This is a genomic window from Fibrobacter sp. UBA4297 (assembly GCF_002394865.1).
In the GTDB taxonomy this organism is placed as follows: Bacteria; Fibrobacterota; Fibrobacteria; order Fibrobacterales; family Fibrobacteraceae; genus Fibrobacter.
Genome location: NZ_DGUZ01000001.1, coordinates 190,795 through 209,066, shown reverse-complemented (window position 1 = coordinate 209,066; position 18,272 = coordinate 190,795). Strand labels below are relative to the sequence as shown.

The following is an 18,272-nucleotide window of genomic DNA, read 5'->3' as shown; positions in this document are numbered from 1 at the left end:
TTTTTCGGCAATTATGATTTTACTCGTCGCCGAAAAACCTTCTGTTGCCAATCAGCATTACAAGCCGATGCTGGAGCGTATTGAGGGTGAAAAGTTTACGCAAGGCGACGGGTGCCTGATTGGCAAGAACCATTGCATCACGTGGTGCGTGGGTCACTTGATTACGCTTGCGCCGTTGGACGCCTATCCCGGTTTCGAGGGCGGTTGGCGACTTTCGAATTTGCCGCTTTTGCCCGAAAAATTCAAGTTGATGGAAATCGAGAGTACGCGAAAGCAGCTCGCGGTTGTACGCGACATGATGGCAAGGGCGGATGTTCTTGTGAACGGCGCGGATGCGGGCCGTGAAGGTAATTTGATTTTCGACTTGATTCTCGACTACACGCCGGACTTCCGCAAAAAGCAAATTAAGCGTTTGTGGGTGAACAGCTATGTAGCGAAGGATTTGGACAAGGCTTGGAAGAATCTGGAAGATGCGACGGAGCGTTTGAACTTGAGCTATGCGGCAAGGCTCCGCCAGCGTGCCGACTGGATGGTCGGACTGAATGCGACTCGTGCTTACACGCTCACCGCCGGGCGCGGAAAGATGATTTCTGTGGGGCGCGTGCAGACGCCGACGCTGAACTTGGTCGTAGAACGCGATGCAATTGTCGAGCAGTTCAAGGAACTGTTTTATTACAGCGTTGTGGGAACGTGGAAAGGGTTCCAGGCGCAGCTCGTCAAAAGCGAAACGAAAGAGGAAAAAGGCGATTCCGGCACGCCTGTAGATGAGAAGGTCGCGGCGGACAAGCAAAGCAATTTAAAAGTTGCGATTTTCGAGAAAGATGAGCCGGCACAGGCTGTTATAGACAAATGCTCGCCGCCGGAAGAAGCTACGATTGCAAAGATTGACATCCAGCAGAAAAAGCAGTTCCCACAAAAACCGTTTGACTTGACGGAGCTGCAAAAAGAAGGCAACAAGCGTTTTAAATACAGCGCTCAGCAAGTTCTCGACTGTGCACAAAACTTGTACGAAAAGAAGTTGCTCACCTACCCGCGTACGGACTCGCAATACCTGCCGGACACGATGCAGCAAGAGGCGTATGCGCTTGCACAAAGGCTTGCCACGCCGCAAGAAAAATCCGTCATGCGAGGCGGCAATGAAAACTTTGTCTTCATCAACTCTAGCAAAGTCACAGACCACTTTGCCATTATCCCCACGGGGGAAGAGCCGCAAAACCTCCCTGAAATGGAAGAGAACATCTACAAGCTCGCGAAGGAACGCTTTGTGCAAGCATGGCTCAAGCCGTATGTCTGGAGCGAAATGGAAGTTCTGCTGGATGCCGCCAACGCCGAAATCTTTAGGCTAAAACTCAAGAGGAATGAAGATTTAGGTTTCCGCGCACTCATCAAGGAAGAGAAGAAGAAACCGTCGAAAAAGAAAAAAGGCGATGCCGGAACAGAGTCCGGCATGACAAACGATGCGAAGGGCTCAGATGCTGATGGCAAGGGTGATGGGGATGATATTACGAACATCGTCGAAACATTCCCGGAATGGAATCTCGGGGACCATGCGCCTTTCGACAGCTTGGAACTGCAAAAGAAAAAGAAGAGCAAGCCTAAGTACTTCACCGAAGCGACGCTCCTTGCCGCGATGAAAACGGCGGGCAAGCAAATCGAAAACGAAGAACTTGCCGAAGCGATGAAAGAACGCGGTCTCGGAACTCCAGCCACGCAAGCAGGCATCATCGAGACGCTCAAAAAGCGCGGATTCATCGAAGCGCAAAAGAATTACCTTGTCAGCACCCAGCGCGGACGCGAAGTCATCGCGCTCATGGACGAAAAAGTCAAATCACCCGAAATGACCGGCGAATGGGAATTCAAGCTTTCGCAAGTCGAAAAAGGCAAACTCACGCCAATCGAATTTCGCGACGGCATCGTGAATTACGTCAAGGAACTCTTCGAACATTTGCACCAAAAATACGCAAGCCAATTCGAACGCGAAACCGTCACCGATGCGATTCCCTGCCCGAAATGTTCCAGCCCGCTCGAAATTGCGCCGTGGGGCTATGTCTGCAAAAATGAAGAATGCGGTTTTAAGGCGGGACACACGATTGCAGGCCGCACCTTGAGCCACGCCGAAATGCGGACACTCCTCAAAACAGGCAAGTCCGATTTGCTCAGCGGTTTCAAGAGCAAAAAAGGAACGACATTCAGCGCCACGCTCACATTAGGCGATGACGGCAACATCGGCTTTGAATTTTCCGATGACGCACGAGTCAAAACGCCGACCAATTACAAGTGCCCCAAGTGCGGCAAAACATTGCTCGATTCCGGCAACCGCCTTGTCTGCGAAGGAAGCGACGTCACCACATCGAACAATGAGAACGGCGACCCGACGCTCACGCCAGACACAGCCCCGACTTGCGACTTCGTTTTCTACAAGACGATTGCCGGACACGTCATGAGCGATACGGAAATCGCAGAACTTTTCAGCAACGGCACAACGCAAATCATCAGCGGATTCTTGACCAAAAAAGGCACGACTTTCAACGCCAAAGTCGTCTGGGACAAGGATTTCAAGGCGACATTCGCGTTCGAGAATGACGGACATTTCCACGGCACCGAAACCAAGTTCAGCTGTCCTCTCTGCAAAAAGAAGCTCGAAGAAAACAAGAACGCTATTTTCTGCCCCGCTTGTAACTTTACCCTGTTCAAGTCCGTTGCGGGCAAGAAGCTCCGCGTGGCAGACATCAAGGCACTCCTCACCGGTGGCAAAACTGAACTATTAACCGGATTCAAAAGCAAGAAAGGGACGGAATTCGACGCCTACCTAAAGCTCGGTGAAGACGGTCGCACAAGCTTTGAATTCGTCCATAGAGACCTCCCCTGCCCTTGCTGCGGCGACCAACTGCGTTTCCGTAGCGGCACGACCACGCAAACGCCAAACGGCGAAGTGCAAACGCTTGCGGCATACGTGTGCATGAATCCTAGCTGCAATTACGGGATTCCCAAAACATTCTTCAAGCGTGAATTTTCTGACGAAGAAGTCGAAACGCTCCTCAAGAACAAATCTACGCCAATCCTTGAACCGTTCAAGAAGAACGACACGACATTCAGGGCTGCGCTAGAACTACGCGAAGGCGGCAAAATTGCGTTCAACAAGCTCACCGTAGAAGTGATTAAGAAAGGGTAACCATCAAACCCCGCGGACGCATCCATCACTACCAGCAAGGCGAGTGAAGCGAATACAAACTTGTTTGTTTTCATTTCCGAGCCGTAAAGGGAGGCGCTTGCGCCTCAACGAGGTTCGAGATTTTCGATCTTAAAATTCTTCTTAGAACTTAATCTCGAACGAGTCACCTTTTTGGTCGTTTTTTTAGAGGATTTGGAGTTTTTACGGGAGTTATTGTTCATTTGACGCCTACGGCGTCCGCGGCGTCGTTCGGTCATAGAAAAATAGCGCTAGCGCAAGTTTTCTGCGACTCTCACTTAGCACGCTTTTTTGACATAAGGATTGCCTTTGCACTTCGTGCAATGCTTTGCGGCTCAGATATAGAAATAAACAAGTTTATTTCTGCATCATTCGCCTTGATTGCCTTTGGCGTACCAACGTACGCCGATTTTTAATAAAACTTTTTTTGGAAAAGGAACTCCCACCCATGGGAGTTCTTTTTATTCGTTAAGAGATTTTTACTCTATCTTTGTACAACGAACTGAGAAACCTTTTACTTTTAAATCCCAATCTTCATCTTTTGATGGAGCATCGTTAATCAAACTAGAAACAATAGCACTAAAAGCTTTAACATCGCTACCGTTCTTATATTCTTCAGGCCTAAACCATGCCGCATATTCAGTTAATTTTTTAAATTTTCCTTCAGCAGTTCTTAACCCACCACCAATTAAGGAAAAACCACTTGTATTGTACCCACTAAAGCACTGCGAGCGTAAACCTGGAGTAATACCTTCATCATATTTGTCATAATAATCTTTCACGATTTCGTAATCATCCCAAGTAAACAAGCGCCAGCCCTCAGGACAAATTCCTCGATGATCGCGTCTAATTTTTTTATAGCAACTTTCGGTATTGCAGCTACTCGGTAACTGCATCATTTCAGCCCACTGGTACAACCCACCATACTTATCGCAATTAGTGGTATCATTGTTGTAGCAATAGCGTTCAATCTTTGTATCGTCATTCTGGTCATTTTCACCAAGAACCATCTCGCCGATGTTCAGATTTTCCGCCATGACTGTTACAGATTCACCTGTTTTATACGAAGTTGCCGTATAGTAATAATAACTACGGCCATTACGTGGGTCGGTAAACTGTTTGTAAACGCTCTTGTGAATATTCCAGTTTCCTGCAAGGCATGTATCATGAGCATACGGTTTATACTCAACACCACTGGATACATCATTGTTCAGACTCGAAGAAGAAGCCGTCTTTTGACTGGAGCTAGACTCAACCTTTTTACTCGAAGATGAAGGGAGATTCCCGCTCGAGGCGGGAATGACAGAGGACGAGGAGGATACAGCCTTTACAGATGATGAAGAGGAGACGGCTTTAACAGACGAAGACGAGACGGCTTTGCGAGTAGTCGAGGACGAGGAGGAAGCAATCTTTTGACTAGAACTAGACTCGACCCTTTTACTCGAAGATGAAGGGAGATTCCCGCTCGAGGCGGGAATGACAGAGGAAGAAGAGGAGACGGTTTTAACAGACGAAGAGGAAACTGTCTTACTACTGCTAGATTCCGGATCAGGTCCGGAATGACGGCTACTACTCGTCATGGCGGTCTCCGAGCCGCCATCTCCATCATTTGCAGATGTCCCGCTATCGCCGCCACAAGCGATGAGGGCTATGGTAAGCAAAAGGACCATAATGGATCCTATCGCGCTTTGCGCTCCAGGATGACACATAGCTCTTACGAATTTTCTCATTCTGTACTCCTTTTTCAGCAGCAGGCGCAAAACAAGCACATGCCGCAGACCTCTTCCATATACCCAATAATATTAGAAATTTATTATTAACCACCTCAAAAGGTCCTGAGGCCATAGGCCCCAGAACCCGTTTGAGGTGTAAAAATTAACCCTTATTGCCTTCCGGGATACCGATTTCGATTTTTCCGTACTTGGCTTCGTATGCCTTGAGGGTTGCACCAAGCATAATGGCAAGGCGCTTTGCCGTGAACGGAGTCATCACCACGCGTTCGGCGAGATCAACATCGACTTTTTCCTGATTCATTTTCCAGGCGCGATTTACGCCCAAGAGCACCATAACTTCTTCGCGACCGGCAACAACATTGGTCGCATTGCTGGCGGCTTCAGAATGACGCGCAAGGATGGCGACCCCGGAACAAGTCCGGGGTGACAAGTGGCGGGCATGACAAACCAAGGTAACAAGGACAAATCTCAAGCCTACCATACCGGTAGGTTAACACAGAAATGGAGTTGCCCCGTTTGGAACAGCTCCCACATTTTACTATCTTTGCACTCGTTTAAAGCGGGTTAAAGATGAGCGAAAATTACAAATACGGATTTGTCACTGATATTGAGAACGAAGCCTTCGAAAAAGGCCTTAACGAGGATATCATCCGCAGGGCGTCAGCGCTCCGTGGCGAACCGCAGTTCATGCTCGATTTCCGCTTGAGAGCCTACGAAAAGCTCAAGACGATGAAACAGCCCAACTGGGGAGAGCTCCATTTTAACCCTGTCGATTTGCAGGACATCGTCTATTACTCCGCACCGAAGACCAAGAAAAGCCACGAAAAAATTGAAGACGTGGATCCGGAACTCTTGGCGACTTTTGAAAAGCTCGGCATCCCGCTCGACGAACAGAAGCGACTCGCAAACGTGGCCGTCGATGCTGTGTTCGACTCCGTCAGCATTTACACAAGCCACAAGAAGAAGCTCATGGAAATGGGCATTATCTTCTGCTCCATCAGCGACGCCATCAAGGAATACCCGGAACTCATCGAGGAATATCTGGGTAGCGTGGTCCCCGCTGGCGACAACTACTTTGCGGCCCTCAACAGCGCGGTCTTTGGCGACGGTAGCTTCGTCTATATTCCGCCTGGAGTCAAGTGCCCAATGGACCTTTCCACCTACTTCCGCATCAACAACAAGGAAGCAGGCCAGTTCGAACGCACACTGATTATCGCCGATGACGACGCAAGCGTGAGCTACCTTGAAGGCTGCACCGCCCCTGAATTTTCGAGCAAGCAGCTCCATAGCGCCATCGTGGAACTCGTGGCCAAGGAAAACGCTAAAATCAAGTATTCTACCGTGCAAAACTGGTATGCCGGCGACCGCGAAACAGGCGCAGGTGGCGTGTACAACTTCGTCACGAAGCGTGGCAAGTGCGCAGGCAAGAACAGCCGCATCAGCTGGACGCAGGTCGAAACGGGTTCCGCCATCACGTGGAAGTACCCGAGCTGCATCTTGCAGGGCGACAATTCCGTCGGTGAATTCTATAGCGTGGCTCTCACGAACGGCCACATGCAGGCAGACACCGGCACAAAGATGATCCACATCGGCAAGAACACCAAGAGCACGATCATTTCGAAGGGCATCAGCGCAGACTATTCCAGCAACGCCTACCGTGGCGAAGTGAGCATCCGCAAGTCCGCTACAGGCGCCCGCAACTACACCCAGTGCGATAGCATGCTCGTCGGTACCAAGAGCGCCGCCCACACGTTCCCCTACATCACCGTCGCAAACGCAAGCGCCCAGACCGAGCACGAAGCTACGACCAGCCGTATCAGCGAAGACCAGCTGTTCTACTTCGAAAGTCGTGGCATCAAGCGCGAAGACGCTATACAAGCGATGGTGGGCGGATTCTGCAAGGACGTTTTCAAGGAACTCCCGGGCGAATTTGCTACCGAAGCACGCCAGCTCCTCACCCTCAAGCTCGAGCACAGCGTCGGTTAACACCCCAAATACACAACTGTGGACTTTTAATTCAAAAAGGAAAGGGCCGGAAATTTTAGTTTCCGACCCTTATTGGTGTATATGGAGTACTTTATATATAGCATTTTTTACAATATAAAGTGTCACCTAAATTCAATTTTTTATAAAAAAATAATTTATCGTACAAACATTGTACTTATTGACTAACAACTTAAGAATGAATAAACAAATTATAAACCGTCTATAAAAAAATCCCCTGCATAGTTACAGGGGAATACCTCAGGGTTTTGTCATGATACAGTATGATACAGACAACTTAGCGAGCAACGATTTGACGTTGGATTTGTTCAGAAAGTTCAGTGCTACCCATCTCGGCAATGCACTTTAGAGCAAATTCTTCAGCCGTACCCGGACCACGGCTTGTAACGATATGACCATCGACAACAACGCGATCCGTAGAGAATTCGCGACAAACAAGGTCTGTTTCACAGCCTGGGTAACACGTAGCCTTTCTGTCGACAAGAATTCTCGCCTTGCTGAGTACCGTCGGAGCGGCACAAATAGCCAAAATCCATTTATTATCATCATTGAGACTGCAAATTGCATTTTCAACAGCAGCACTTGCCTTGAGGTTCTGCACACCTACACCGCCACCCGGCAAGAAAACAGCATCGAAATCGGTCGGTTCAAGTTTATTCAAAGCAACATCGGACTGGATTTTGAGCCCATGAAGGCCATTGACTAAATCAGCCCCCGAAACAGACGCAATAGTCACCTTGAATCCGGCACGGCGCCACAAATCAACAGGAACAACGAATTCCGTTTCCTCAAAACCATCAGCCAAGAGTACGAGAATTTGCATAATACCTCCAAATAGTTACTTGATTATTATAGCTTTTTTCAATCTACACAGGGCTTACAAATCCGTTAAATTCTATATTTAGGGTATGAATTTTAAAGACAGAATCATCCGTGCGACGGGCAAAAAAACGCCCTTCCGCCTTATCGTGGTCGATTTGACTGAGACCATGAACGAAATCGGCCGTCACCACAACGCCAAGGGTTTTGCCCTCAAGTTGCTTGCCGAAAACTCCATTGCAAGCATTTTCCTGAGCGCAGGCCTTAAATTCGCAGGTACAGTTTCCTATACCACTACTTTTGGTGGCGAAATTACGAAAATTCAAACAGACTCGACCCCGATGGGTCTTGTCCGCGCCATGATTCCGCAGGCTGAACTCCAGGCAATCGGAGCAAACGAACCCGCCCTCGTGCCTCAGCATGTGCAAGTCGTAAAGTTGAACGAACAGGGCAAGCGCGTTCACGAAAGCATTATCGAAGCTCCGTCCGTTTCCGTGGGTCAGAACCTCGCTACATACCTTTTGCAGTCCGAACAGATTCGCTCTGCCGTTGGAATCGAAGCCCAGTACAACACTCAGGACCCGAGCGTACTCGATTACGCCGCAGGCTTCTACATAGAAGCTTTCCCGGACCTCGAGGACAAGGACATCAACTTAATCGAAGTCATCGTGCAAAACCTCCCGAAGTTCTGCGACATGTACAAGGCAGACAAGGGCTTTGACCTTGATGAACTTCTGGACCAGCTCCGCGGCCCGTACGACATCGAAGTGGTGCGCGAAATCGACCCGAAGCCCTTCTGCCCGTGCAGCAAGGACCGCATGCTCGCAACGCTTGCAACGCTCCCGCTCAAGGACCTGCAAGAACTCAGCAGCGAAAACAAGGACTTAAACGTTGTCTGCGACTTCTGCCGTACAAACTACACAATTACACCTGCTGACATGCAAGAAATTATAGACGAGAGAAATAAGAAAATATAGTGCTAGGTCAATAGTCATTAGTCAATGGTCTTTAGTTTTTTAAAGTTTGGTGCCGTAAGCACAATTATCTACTAACAACTAATGACTAATAGCTAAAGACCCTTAAGCCACAACCACCTAAAACCTACAACCTAACACCTAAAATCATGTTTACTAAGCAATGTGTTGTCACTCTTGACTTGGAAGGCGTTCTTGCGCCAGAAATCTGGATTGCCGTCGCCGAAAAGACGGGCATCAAGGACCTCCGCCTCACCACTCGCGACATCCCCGACTACGACGTGCTCATGAAGGGCCGCATCAAGATTCTCGAACGCGAAAACATCAAGCTCTCTGACATCCAAAACGTTATCGCAAACCTCGGACTCCTCGATGGTGCCCGTGACTTTATGGACACGCTCCGCGACGAAGCCCAGGTGATTATTCTCTCGGACACGTTCCAGGAATTCGCCTACCCCATCATGAAGAATCTCGGATTCCCGACAATTTTCTGCCACAATCTCGTGGTCGAAAACGACATGATCAAGGGTTATCACTTGCGCATGAGCGACCAGAAGACGAAGGTCGTAAAGCATTTGCAGGAACTCAACTTTAAGGTGTTCGCCTCGGGCGATTCCTTCAACGACACGGGCATGCTCAAGCAGGCAGACAAGGGTTGCTTCTTCTGCGCTCCGGATTCCATCGTGGCACAGTTCCCGCAGCTCGAAGCCACAAAGACTTACGCAGAACTTTTGGACAAATTCCACAAATTCCAAGATTCGCTGTAAAAAAAGCACAACGTATACAAAAACCGTCGACACAATGTCGGCGGTTATTTTTTATAATCAGTCAACGGTCATTAGTCAATGATCAATAGTCATTAGAAAAAACAACCTATAACTAATAACCAATGACTAACAACTAACGACTAAAAAACTACTTCAAATTAGGCGTTTCCCAGTCAATCCATTCAGACTTCTTGAAATTGATGGTCTGCGTGTTCTTGGAATAGTCAATCTTACCCGTCTTGGCATCCTTATTGAGCAGGAACTTGTTGATAAAGTCCTTGACTTCGTCAAACTGCCCGTTCGGAAGCTGGCAGTGACCATGACCGCCTTCCTGGCTGTAAGTGTAGTTTTCAGTCACACCAAGAGCCTTGTAGGTTTCAAGAGAAGCCTGGCCGCAGTAGTTCGATGGCACTTCGCCAAGCCATTCCTGGCCAGCGTTATCGATGATGAGAAGCGGACGCGGAGCGACCATGCTCACGAGCATGTGCTGGTCGAACGGGAGCGTGTTTTCCCTGCCGTCATAGCTCTTGAAGCTAGAAATCATCCACTTGCCTTCAGAACCTGCGCTGGCCAGGCCCTGCACAAACTGCTTGCCCTTCTGCTTGTTCACCTGAGCGCCCACACGCCAAAGCGATGCACCACCGGAACCAGATTCCTGCGGAATGGTCAGTGCGATACGTTCGTCGAATGCGCCCACGGCAAGCGTTCCCTTGCCCCAGCGAGAGCAGCCCGTCATAGCGAGGTGATGCACATCGATACCGGCTTCAGGCGTCTTTTCAAGAGCATCGATAATGCGGCTCACGCCCCAGGCCCACGCAATGATGGTGCCATAGTTGTTCGTGTTACCACCATAGATGTTGAAGAACATGCCTCCACCGCTTTCAGGAGCAACGTTATCCGGGTTGAAAGTAATCATAGCGATGTCAAGGCCGTCCGTTGCCTTGCCGAGGCTTCCGCAACCGCCCATCATGCCACCGCCAAACCCAATGAGAGCCGGTTTCGGCTTGTCCTTGGTGCCTGCATTAGAAATGTTTACAGAGAAACTGCCAGACTTGCCCTTGTCCGTCACCTTGATAGTGAGTTTTCCGCCGGAATAGGAGCCTTCGACCTTTTCCGGATTGCGCGGCTTTTGACCGAACATGAGCTTTTCAAGCATCGCACCAATTTCTTCACGGCGGCACTTCCAATCGGCCTTCGAAGAAATGCGCTTGCCATCAAGACCCATGAACGGGTCAGGCAACTTCGCGTTGTTCACGCTCGTCGGAATATTGCCAATCTTGCATTCACTGCGATGGTCTTCAACAAATTCATTTACCGGAGTCGGAGGCGTTGATTCGCTAGAGCTAGAGACTTCCGGCTTTGTTGCAGACGAACTAGAATGATGATGTCCACGGCTAGAACTAGAGACAGCATCGCTGCTGCTTCCAGGCAAAGCATCGCTACTCGACGAAAGCTGAGGTCCAAGGACACTACTACTAGAAGCACCGCTAGAAATAGCGACATCAGAACTACTCGTCGGAGATTGAGCATCTGCAGAAGAATCAGGTCCCTGACTGCCAGAACCGTCATCAGAACTTGATTCTACGCTATTTTCGGCGTACGAACTGGAGCTAGATTCTCCACCAGAAATAATTCCAGCGGATTGACCGACCTGTTCCAAGCATTCTTTTGTTGTACATTGCGCGGCAGAAGTCACAGCTTCATCGCCACACGCCCATAACCCAAAGGCAGCAACTGCCATTGGCATTACTTTCATCCACTTATTCATATTTACCAACCCCAACAACAGCCGTGAATTCGGCGGAATTGTTGTCCTTTAAATTAATCTATTCTAAAAATTTTGGGCGATGTGTAATAACTTTTTTGTTGTAACAGTTACAACGCACTCATTCAGATGCATCTACCCGCAAACTGGAAATTTTCCATTTTTCCTTTTTTCTAGTCAAGTCGATGCTTTTTTCGTCTTATTTTTGGCATATTTTCGAAAAAAAGCCGCATAAGTATCAAATTATTAGATAAATTGAGAATGATGGATCAGGCTAAATTTACAACGAACCAAGAGCACATTGTAAGTGTGCTCCTTAAGAAGAATCCCAAACTTGACGAAGGGATTCTCAGAAAAGCTATAGCCTTTATTGCCGATGCCCACGATGGTCAATACCGCAAGAGCGGCATGCCCTACACAGAACACCCTTACGAAGTGGCCAAGATTCTTGCAGACCTCAAGCAAGACCAAGCAACGGTACTCGCAGGCTTATTGCACGACGTGGTGGAAGACACCCCGCATACCCTCAGTGAAATTTCAGAACTTTTTGGCGAAGACACGGCGTTCATGGTCGATGCGGTGACTAAGATTACCGCCGTCCAGGAATCAAGCAAGACAGCGCAAAAGGCAAGCACCTACCGTAAGCTCATTACGGCCATGGCCAAAGACCCGCGCGTCATCATGATCAAAATCGCGGACCGCATCCACAACATGCGCACCATGCGGTACATGAAACCCGAAAAACGCAAGTCCATCGCCCAGGAAACGCTCGACATATACGTGCCCCTCACCCACAGGTTCGGCCTTTACAAGCTCAAGACCGAGCTCGAGGACCTGAGTTTCAAGTACGTAAACCCAGACGAATACCAGAAAATCGTCGACGCGCTTATCGAAAACAAGGAAAAGCGCGAAAACTACGTGCAATCCGTGATTGGCCCGCTCCAGATCAAGATGGCCCTCGAAGACTTCGACTGCACCATCCAGGGGCGCACCAAGAATATATACAGCATCTATAACAAGATGATTGCACGCGGTTGCGGTTTCGAAGACATCTTCGACATTTTCGCCATCCGCATTATCGTCGAAACGATTCCGGAATGCTACCTCGCTCTGGGTTACGTGCACAACCTCTGGACACCGCTTCAAAGCCGCTTCAAGGACTACATCGCGACCCCGAAGCCGAACCTTTACCAAAGCATCCATACAACCGTCATCGGTCCCGAAAACAAGATGGTCGAAGTCCAGATCCGCACAAAGGACATGGACCTTACCGCCGAAAAGGGATTCGCCGCCCACTGGGCCTACAAGATGGAAACGCAGCACGAAGGCGAAGAACTCGCCTGGCTCGACCACATGGTCAAACTGCAATCCGAAATCTCAGACTCCAAGGAATACCTCGACTTCTTGAAGGTGGACTTGAAGCCCGAAGGCATGACGGTGTTCACCCCGAAGGGCGCATCCATTGAGCTCCCCGAAGGCGCCATCGTTTTGGACTTTGCATTTGCAGTACACACGGAACTTGGGCTCCACTGCATTGGAGCCCGCATTAACGACAAGGTCGTGAGCCTCGATGAACCAGTACCGCACGGCGCGACCATCCAGATTCTAAAGAGCCCAAATCAGGAACCGAGCCCGGAATGGCTTGAAATGGTCAAGACCATCAAGGCAAAGCAGGAGCTCCGCAAGTGGATGAAGACAAGCATCATCATCCAGTCCCGTAGCCTCGGTAAAGAAATCTGGACGCGCGAACTGCGCCTCCTTAAAATCGAAAAGGACAAACGCCCGAAGGAAGAGGATATACTCAAACACTTCGGCATCACAAGCCTCAACGAGTTTTTTGAAAAGATTGGTCAGGGCGAACTGCCGCTCCAGGACATCCACCGTTTCTTGAACGGCGGAAACGATATATCCAAGGAAACCGCAGCCATCCGCTTCTACCCGAAATTCGGAAAAGACATGGACAATACGCTCACCGACGAAATGCCATTGATGATTGGCCAGGAAACTAGCCTCCTCATCCATTTTGCTAGTTGCTGCGGCCCTGTCCCAGGCGATAAGATTGTCGGCGTGATGCGCCCGCAAATCGGTATTGAAGTCCACAAGAGCGACTGCCCTTGCCTCAAAGACTTGCCGACCGACCAACGCCTCCCTGTCGACTGGAGCGCCGACGTTTCGAAGCCATTTACCACGCACCTCACAATTGAAACAGACAACCGCAGGAACTTGCCGTTAAGCATCCTGATGGTTCTGAAAGACGAGAACCTGTCCCTTGACCGCATGAGCATCGCGAGCGCCCAATACACAGGTCGCATCCGTATGGAATTCAAGGCGTTCCGCAAGGACCAGGTCGATGCCATTGTGACCAAGATAAGGCAAGTCGAGGGCGTCAGAGGGGTTGAAAAAGCATGATATCTTCCCTACACCATTGCGACTACACACAAAAAAACCGTGCGTTCAACTGCCGCATGAGGAACCGTTATTACGAAGAAGTGTATTACGCGTTCCGAGCGCTGTTCCCGAACGAAATCGTCGAAACAAAGGAATCCACGCCCGAAGAAAACAACGCGTGGTACCAGCACTTGAGCAAAGACATCAAGCGTTACGAAAGGCTCTTGATGACATGTCTCGAGTATGCGCAAGCGGCGATTTTTTACGGCAAGGCGGAAAACTCTTCGCTGTACTCCAAGGACAAACGCTGGGGTATTTTGCAAGAAGAAATTTTCCTCGTGCATTTTTTGCAGGAACTGCTTTCGACAACGCGCTACATTATCGCAAGAATCGATACAGACAAAGTGTTGCAGCAATGGAGCGGGGAAATGCAAGGCATGAAATCGAGCCCGGTCGTTTACGGCTTCGTGAGCGATATTCAGGACAAACTCAACACAATGAACGCAGGAACAATTGACGAATTCAAAGATATGTTAAAACACGTTCTGGACCGCTTCCAGATTGCAAACACGCTATTCGGAACCGTCCAGGACTTGCAGAACTTTTATTAGTAAGGGATTAGGTAACAGGTGTTAGGTATTAGGAATATAATCGTGGCTTCGCCACCTAATATATACACACAACGTGTGTATAACTTCACCTGTCTCCTACAACCTTTAACCTACAACCTATAACCTAAAAATGTCAGAATATATAATACTATCAATCTTCCTTTTTCTAGGCGCGTTTATCGCGGCGGCGGCAACCGTCACAGGCCTATTGCTAGGCTACCGCACCAAGAATACAAAGAACAAGATGGCACCGTACGAATGCGGTATGGAAACCATCGGCAACGCAAGAATTCAGTTCAAGGTGGGCTACTACCTGTTCGCCTTGCTCTTCCTCGTGTTTGATATCGAAGCGCTGTTCCTCTTCCCCGTCATGATGAACTTCAAAGAAATCATGGCAGGCCACACGGCGCTCCCGCCATCAGTCGTCATTATTGACCTTATCATCTTCATTGCGATTCTCGTTTCGGGCCTTGCTTACGCCTGGAAAAAAGGAATTCTCAAATGGGAATAATCAATTTAGCTCCAAAGATCTTGGACCCTATCCCCGGTGGAAAGTACGTTGTAAACGCCATCGACTATATTGTGAACTGGGCCCGTGCAAACTCCATTTGGCCTCTGACATACGGTACTAGCTGCTGCGCCATCGAAATGATGTCGAGCTCTATGGCCCGTTATGACATTGCCCGTTTTGGCTCTGAAGTGTTCCGCTCGTCCCCGAGACAGGCAGACTTGTTTATTTTGGCAGGAACAATTACCCGCCGCATGGCACCCGCCATCCAGATGCTTTGGGAACAAATTCCAGGACCCAAGTACGTAATTGCAATGGGAGCCTGCACGATTAGCGGCGGCCCGTTCATCTACGACAACTATTCTGTTGTCCGTGGTGCACAGAACTTGATCCCGGTCGACGTGTTCGTTCCCGGTTGCCCGCCACGCCCCGAAGCCTTGTTCCACGGGCTTTTGACGCTCCGCGAAAAGATCCTCAAGGAAACTTGCCGCAACCCGTGGCACGAAGGCGAACCGAAAGACGTTTCGACAATGGACCGCTACCGCGAAGCCGCAAAGACCTGGGCCGCTCTCGAAGAAATGAAAGACGAGCAAATGGCAGAAGCCCGCGCGAAGTTCAAGGAAGAAAATCCGGACTACAAGAGTACCTTCAAGCCGATTCGTGTCAAGAAGCCGGATTTTCCAGAAGTGGAACGTGTGCCGTTCAAGCGCTTGGGCCTTACGCAGCAAGAGCTTTTTGCAAAGCTCCGCGCCAAGTTCCCGAACGTGACTGTGCATACGCGCGGTGAAGACACTCCAGAAGATGTCGTCGCCAAGATGCCTGCGGACTGCCCGCTCGAAGTCATGCTCGAAAAAGAGGACTACTTGAACGTTGTTGAATTTGTCAAGAACGATCCTGAATTCAAGATGGATTACCTGATTGACGTGACCGCCATTGACTACGACGACCACTTCGACATGGTGACAATGCTCAGAAGTCTTGAAATCGGCCACAAGATTTTCCTTTGCGTGCAGCTCAAGAAAGACTTCTCGATTGACGAAGAAAAACGCCCGACATCGCTTTTGGCAAGCGTCCCAACAATCTCGCACCTCTACCCCGGTGCAGAAATCAAGGAACGCGAAGTTTACGACATGTTCGGCATCAAGTTTGAAAACCACCCCGACCTTCGCCGCATCTTCTTGGACAAGGACTTCGTGGGTTACCCGCTCCGTAAAGACTTTACTCACCCGGAAATGATTAGGAGGCCTATATGAGTCATCAGTTACCTCCGGGATTTCGCCTCGAACGCAAATCGAATACTGAAGAATTTTTCATCAACATGGGTCCGCAGCACCCAAGTACTCACGGTGCATTGCGTCTCACGCTCCGCATGGACGGCGAAACGATTGTAGAACTGGTCCCGCACTTTGGCTATATCCACCGCGGTATGGAAAAGCAAGCGGAATCGATGAGCTACTTGCAGTACATCGCCATGTCGGACCGTCAGGACTATCTGACCGCCATCCAGAATAACTTGGGCGTCGTGATTGCTCTTGAAAAGGGCATGAACGTGGGCGTTCCGCTCCGTGGCGAATACATCCGCGTGATGCTCCAGGAACTGGGCCGCATTGCCTCGCACTTGGTGTTCTACGGTTGCTTTGGCGGTGACCTTGGCGGCCAAACGTGCCTCTTGTTCGGTTTCAAGGAACGTGAAATGATTCACGACATCCTTGAAGAAGTCACAGGTTCCCGCCTTACGACAAACTTCTTTAGACCGGGCGGAAGCCGCTACGATGTGCCGGATACGTTTATCCCGCGCGTAAAAGCATTCCTCGACCACATGGAAGATACGATGAAGGACTACGAAAGATTCCTTTCGAAAAACATCATCGTGTTGGAACGCAGCATTGGCATTGGCGTTCTTTCCAAAGAAGATGCAATCGCTTACGGTTGCTCGGGTCCTGTGCTCCGCGCTAGCGGCGTGAACTTTGACGTGCGCCGTGCAAACCCGTATAGCATTTACGACCAGCTCGACTTTGACGTGCCCGTATTCCAAAACGGCGACTGCTACGACCGCTACAAAATCCGCATTGCTGAAATCCATCAATCCATGAAGATTTTGCGCCAGTGCGTCGAAAAGTTTCCCGAAGGGCCGTGGCGCAGCAAGGAAAAGCCGGTGCGACTCCCCGTGGGCCGCTACTACAGCGAAATTGAAACCGCAAAGGGTCTTTACGCGACTTATGTTGTCGCCGCAACGACCGGTGAAAAGCCGTACCGCATCCACACGCGCGGTCCAAGTTTCCCGCATATTGCCGCCCTCAACAAGATGGTTCAAGGCCACAAGATTTCGGACCTCGTGACCATCATGGCAACCCTTGACCCCGTGATTCCGGAAATTGACAGGTAATATATGTTTGTACCTTCAGTAACACATCCTATTGGCGACTTTGTCCGTGATTGGGTCCCGCGCCTGGCAGAATATCTGCCGGCAAACATCCAGTCCGAAGACCTCAACAGCGTCGTCGCCTTCCTCATCAACGCCGTGATTTGCATTATCGCTGTTTGCGTGGTGAACATCGGCTCTGCCCCGATTCTCATTTACATGGAACGCAAGGTTTGCGCCCACGTGCAATGTCGCCTTGGCCCAATGCGTCTTGGCTGGCACGGCACCCTCCAGACCATCGCGGACGTGATCAAAATGCTCTTCAAGGAAGTGTATGCTCCGAGTGGCGCTGATAAGCTCATGTTCTACCTCGCCCCGCTAATCGTCTTGATTGCACCGTTTATCGTCTGCGCCTTGATTCCGTTCGACAAGAATCTCGTCGTGGCCGACGTCTCGATGGGCATCCCGCTCATCATCGCGGTGAACGGCTTTGGCGTGCTCGGCATTTTGCTTGGCGGCTGGAGCAGTAACAACAAGTATTCCTTGCTCGGTGCGCTCCGCAGTGGCGCCCAGATGATCAGCTACGAAATCTCGTTTGCAATGATTCTCCTGTTCGTCGTGATGATTTCGGGTTCTACGAACCTCATGAGCATTACGATGAGCCAGGAAGGAACCATTTTTGACTGGTGGATTTTCAAGATTCCAGTCCTCGGTTTCATCGCGTTCATCCTCTTCTTTATTTCTAGTACCGCCGAAATGAACCGCGCTCCGTTCGACATTGCCGAAGCAGAACAAGAACTTACGGGCGGTTACCACACGGAATACAATGGCACTCCGTTTGCCATGTTCTACCTCGCCGAATACATCGCCCTCATCACGAACTCCGCACTTGCGACCACATGCTTCCTCGGTGGATTCTTCCCGCCGTGCATCGGCATCGCTGCTGTGGACAACGTCTTGAACATGGTACCTGGCGTCGTATGGTTCTTCGCCAAGATTTACTTTATGGTCTGGTGCTACATGATGGTCCGCTGGACATTTGTGCGCCCGCGTGTTGACCAGCTCATGGACTTTGAATGGAAATTCTTATTACCTGTCAACCTTGTTTTGCTGGTAGCAGGAGCAGCATTCATTGCAATCGGCCTCTAATG

At 49.8% G+C, this 18,272-nt stretch carries 14 protein-coding genes; 10 read left to right on the top strand and 4 right to left on the bottom strand.

The annotated features are described in order from the left end of the window. Window positions 1-13 precede the first annotated feature (13 nt). Window positions 14-3,172, top strand: coding sequence for a type IA DNA topoisomerase (locus B3A20_RS00895; RefSeq protein ID WP_290760847.1), 3,159 nt, complete (start codon window positions 14-16; stop codon window positions 3,170-3,172). Between the two features lie 497 nt (window positions 3,173-3,669). Here the strand turns inward: B3A20_RS00895 and B3A20_RS00890 are convergent, their stop codons facing one another. Together B3A20_RS00890 and B3A20_RS00885 are read right to left on the bottom strand one after the other, a co-directional pair. Then, a complete protein-coding gene (locus B3A20_RS00890) occupies window positions 3,670-4,920 on the bottom strand; it encodes an FISUMP domain-containing protein (protein WP_290760845.1) in 1,251 nt (416 codons plus the stop codon). Between the two features lie 145 nt (window positions 4,921-5,065). After that, window positions 5,066-5,395, bottom strand: a complete 330-nt coding sequence (locus B3A20_RS00885) for a DUF3467 domain-containing protein (protein WP_290760843.1) — start codon at window positions 5,393-5,395, stop codon at window positions 5,066-5,068. 98 nt (window positions 5,396-5,493) lie between these two features. Here B3A20_RS00885 and sufB point away from each other — a divergent pair, with 98 nt between their 5' ends. Further along, window positions 5,494-6,909, top strand: a complete 1,416-nt coding sequence (gene sufB / locus B3A20_RS00880; RefSeq protein WP_290760842.1) for a Fe-S cluster assembly protein SufB — start codon at window positions 5,494-5,496, stop codon at window positions 6,907-6,909. A 295-nt stretch (window positions 6,910-7,204) separates the two neighbouring features. Here the strand turns inward: sufB and B3A20_RS00875 are convergent, their stop codons facing one another. Continuing rightward, the gene (locus tag B3A20_RS00875; protein ID WP_290760840.1) at window positions 7,205-7,750 is read right to left on the bottom strand and encodes a DJ-1 family glyoxalase III; all 546 of its coding nucleotides are present in this window, start codon (window positions 7,748-7,750) and stop codon (window positions 7,205-7,207) included. Window positions 7,751-7,835: 85 nt separating this feature from the next. Between B3A20_RS00875 and B3A20_RS00870 the strand changes: the two genes are divergently transcribed. Both B3A20_RS00870 and thrH read left to right on the top strand, forming a co-directional pair. Next, on the top strand, window positions 7,836-8,723 hold the full coding sequence (locus tag B3A20_RS00870) for an Hsp33 family molecular chaperone HslO (RefSeq protein ID WP_290760838.1): 888 nt from the start codon (window positions 7,836-7,838) through the stop codon (window positions 8,721-8,723). 146 nt (window positions 8,724-8,869) lie between these two features. After that, a complete protein-coding gene (thrH, locus tag B3A20_RS00865; RefSeq protein ID WP_014546980.1) occupies window positions 8,870-9,487 on the top strand; it encodes a bifunctional phosphoserine phosphatase/homoserine phosphotransferase ThrH in 618 nt (205 codons plus the stop codon). Between the two features lie 148 nt (window positions 9,488-9,635). Here the strand turns inward: thrH and B3A20_RS00860 are convergent, their stop codons facing one another. Continuing rightward, window positions 9,636-11,255: a hypothetical protein gene (locus B3A20_RS00860; RefSeq protein WP_290760834.1), complete on the bottom strand. Its 1,620-nt coding sequence runs from the start codon at window positions 11,253-11,255 to the stop codon at window positions 9,636-9,638. A 258-nt stretch (window positions 11,256-11,513) separates the two neighbouring features. Here B3A20_RS00860 and B3A20_RS00855 point away from each other — a divergent pair, with 258 nt between their 5' ends. The 6 genes from B3A20_RS00855 to B3A20_RS00830 all read left to right on the top strand — a co-directional run bounded on the left by B3A20_RS00855 (window position 11,514) and on the right by B3A20_RS00830 (window position 18,270). Next, entirely contained in the window at window positions 11,514-13,661 is a 2,148-nt protein-coding gene (locus B3A20_RS00855; protein ID WP_290760832.1) for a RelA/SpoT family protein, read from the top strand. Continuing rightward, on the top strand, window positions 13,658-14,251 hold the full coding sequence (locus B3A20_RS00850) for a hypothetical protein (protein WP_290760830.1): 594 nt from the start codon (window positions 13,658-13,660) through the stop codon (window positions 14,249-14,251). Before B3A20_RS00855 ends, B3A20_RS00850 begins: the two co-directional genes overlap by 4 nt. A 130-nt stretch (window positions 14,252-14,381) precedes the next feature. Then, the gene (locus B3A20_RS00845) at window positions 14,382-14,762 is read left to right on the top strand and encodes an NADH-quinone oxidoreductase subunit A (protein ID WP_173467924.1); all 381 of its coding nucleotides are present in this window, start codon (window positions 14,382-14,384) and stop codon (window positions 14,760-14,762) included. Continuing rightward, the gene (gene nuoB, locus B3A20_RS00840) at window positions 14,753-16,012 is read left to right on the top strand and encodes an NADH-quinone oxidoreductase subunit NuoB (protein ID WP_290760827.1); all 1,260 of its coding nucleotides are present in this window, start codon (window positions 14,753-14,755) and stop codon (window positions 16,010-16,012) included. Before B3A20_RS00845 ends, nuoB begins: the two co-directional genes overlap by 10 nt. Beyond that, window positions 16,009-17,145: an NADH-quinone oxidoreductase subunit D gene (locus B3A20_RS00835; RefSeq protein ID WP_290760825.1), complete on the top strand. Its 1,137-nt coding sequence runs from the start codon at window positions 16,009-16,011 to the stop codon at window positions 17,143-17,145. The genes nuoB and B3A20_RS00835 overlap by 4 nt, the downstream gene beginning before the upstream one ends. A gap of 3 nt (window positions 17,146-17,148) precedes the next feature. Continuing rightward, window positions 17,149-18,270 (top strand): complex I subunit 1/NuoH family protein, encoded by a 1,122-nt coding sequence (locus B3A20_RS00830; RefSeq protein WP_290760823.1) that lies wholly within the window; start codon window positions 17,149-17,151, stop codon window positions 18,268-18,270. Window positions 18,271-18,272 lie beyond the last annotated feature (2 nt).

Excerpts from the sequence above, each read along its gene's own strand:
- B3A20_RS00895 (WP_290760847.1), top strand. The coding sequence starts at position 14 with ATGATTTTACTCGTCGCCGAAAAACCTTCTGTTGCCAATCAGCATTAC.
- B3A20_RS00890 (WP_290760845.1), bottom strand. The coding sequence starts at position 4,920 with ATGAGAAAATTCGTAAGAGCTATGTGTCATCCTGGAGCGCAAAGCGCG.
- sufB (WP_290760842.1), top strand. The coding sequence starts at position 5,494 with ATGAGCGAAAATTACAAATACGGATTTGTCACTGATATTGAGAACGAA.
- B3A20_RS00875 (WP_290760840.1), bottom strand. The coding sequence starts at position 7,750 with ATGCAAATTCTCGTACTCTTGGCTGATGGTTTTGAGGAAACGGAATTC.
- B3A20_RS00870 (WP_290760838.1), top strand. The coding sequence starts at position 7,836 with ATGAATTTTAAAGACAGAATCATCCGTGCGACGGGCAAAAAAACGCCC.
- thrH (WP_014546980.1), top strand. The coding sequence starts at position 8,870 with ATGTTTACTAAGCAATGTGTTGTCACTCTTGACTTGGAAGGCGTTCTT.
- B3A20_RS00860 (WP_290760834.1), bottom strand. The coding sequence starts at position 11,255 with ATGAATAAGTGGATGAAAGTAATGCCAATGGCAGTTGCTGCCTTTGGG.
- B3A20_RS00855 (WP_290760832.1), top strand. The coding sequence starts at position 11,514 with ATGATGGATCAGGCTAAATTTACAACGAACCAAGAGCACATTGTAAGT.
- B3A20_RS00850 (WP_290760830.1), top strand. The coding sequence starts at position 13,658 with ATGATATCTTCCCTACACCATTGCGACTACACACAAAAAAACCGTGCG.
- B3A20_RS00845 (WP_173467924.1), top strand. The coding sequence starts at position 14,382 with ATGTCAGAATATATAATACTATCAATCTTCCTTTTTCTAGGCGCGTTT.
- nuoB (WP_290760827.1), top strand. The coding sequence starts at position 14,753 with ATGGGAATAATCAATTTAGCTCCAAAGATCTTGGACCCTATCCCCGGT.
- B3A20_RS00835 (WP_290760825.1), top strand. The coding sequence starts at position 16,009 with ATGAGTCATCAGTTACCTCCGGGATTTCGCCTCGAACGCAAATCGAAT.
- B3A20_RS00830 (WP_290760823.1), top strand. The coding sequence starts at position 17,149 with ATGTTTGTACCTTCAGTAACACATCCTATTGGCGACTTTGTCCGTGAT.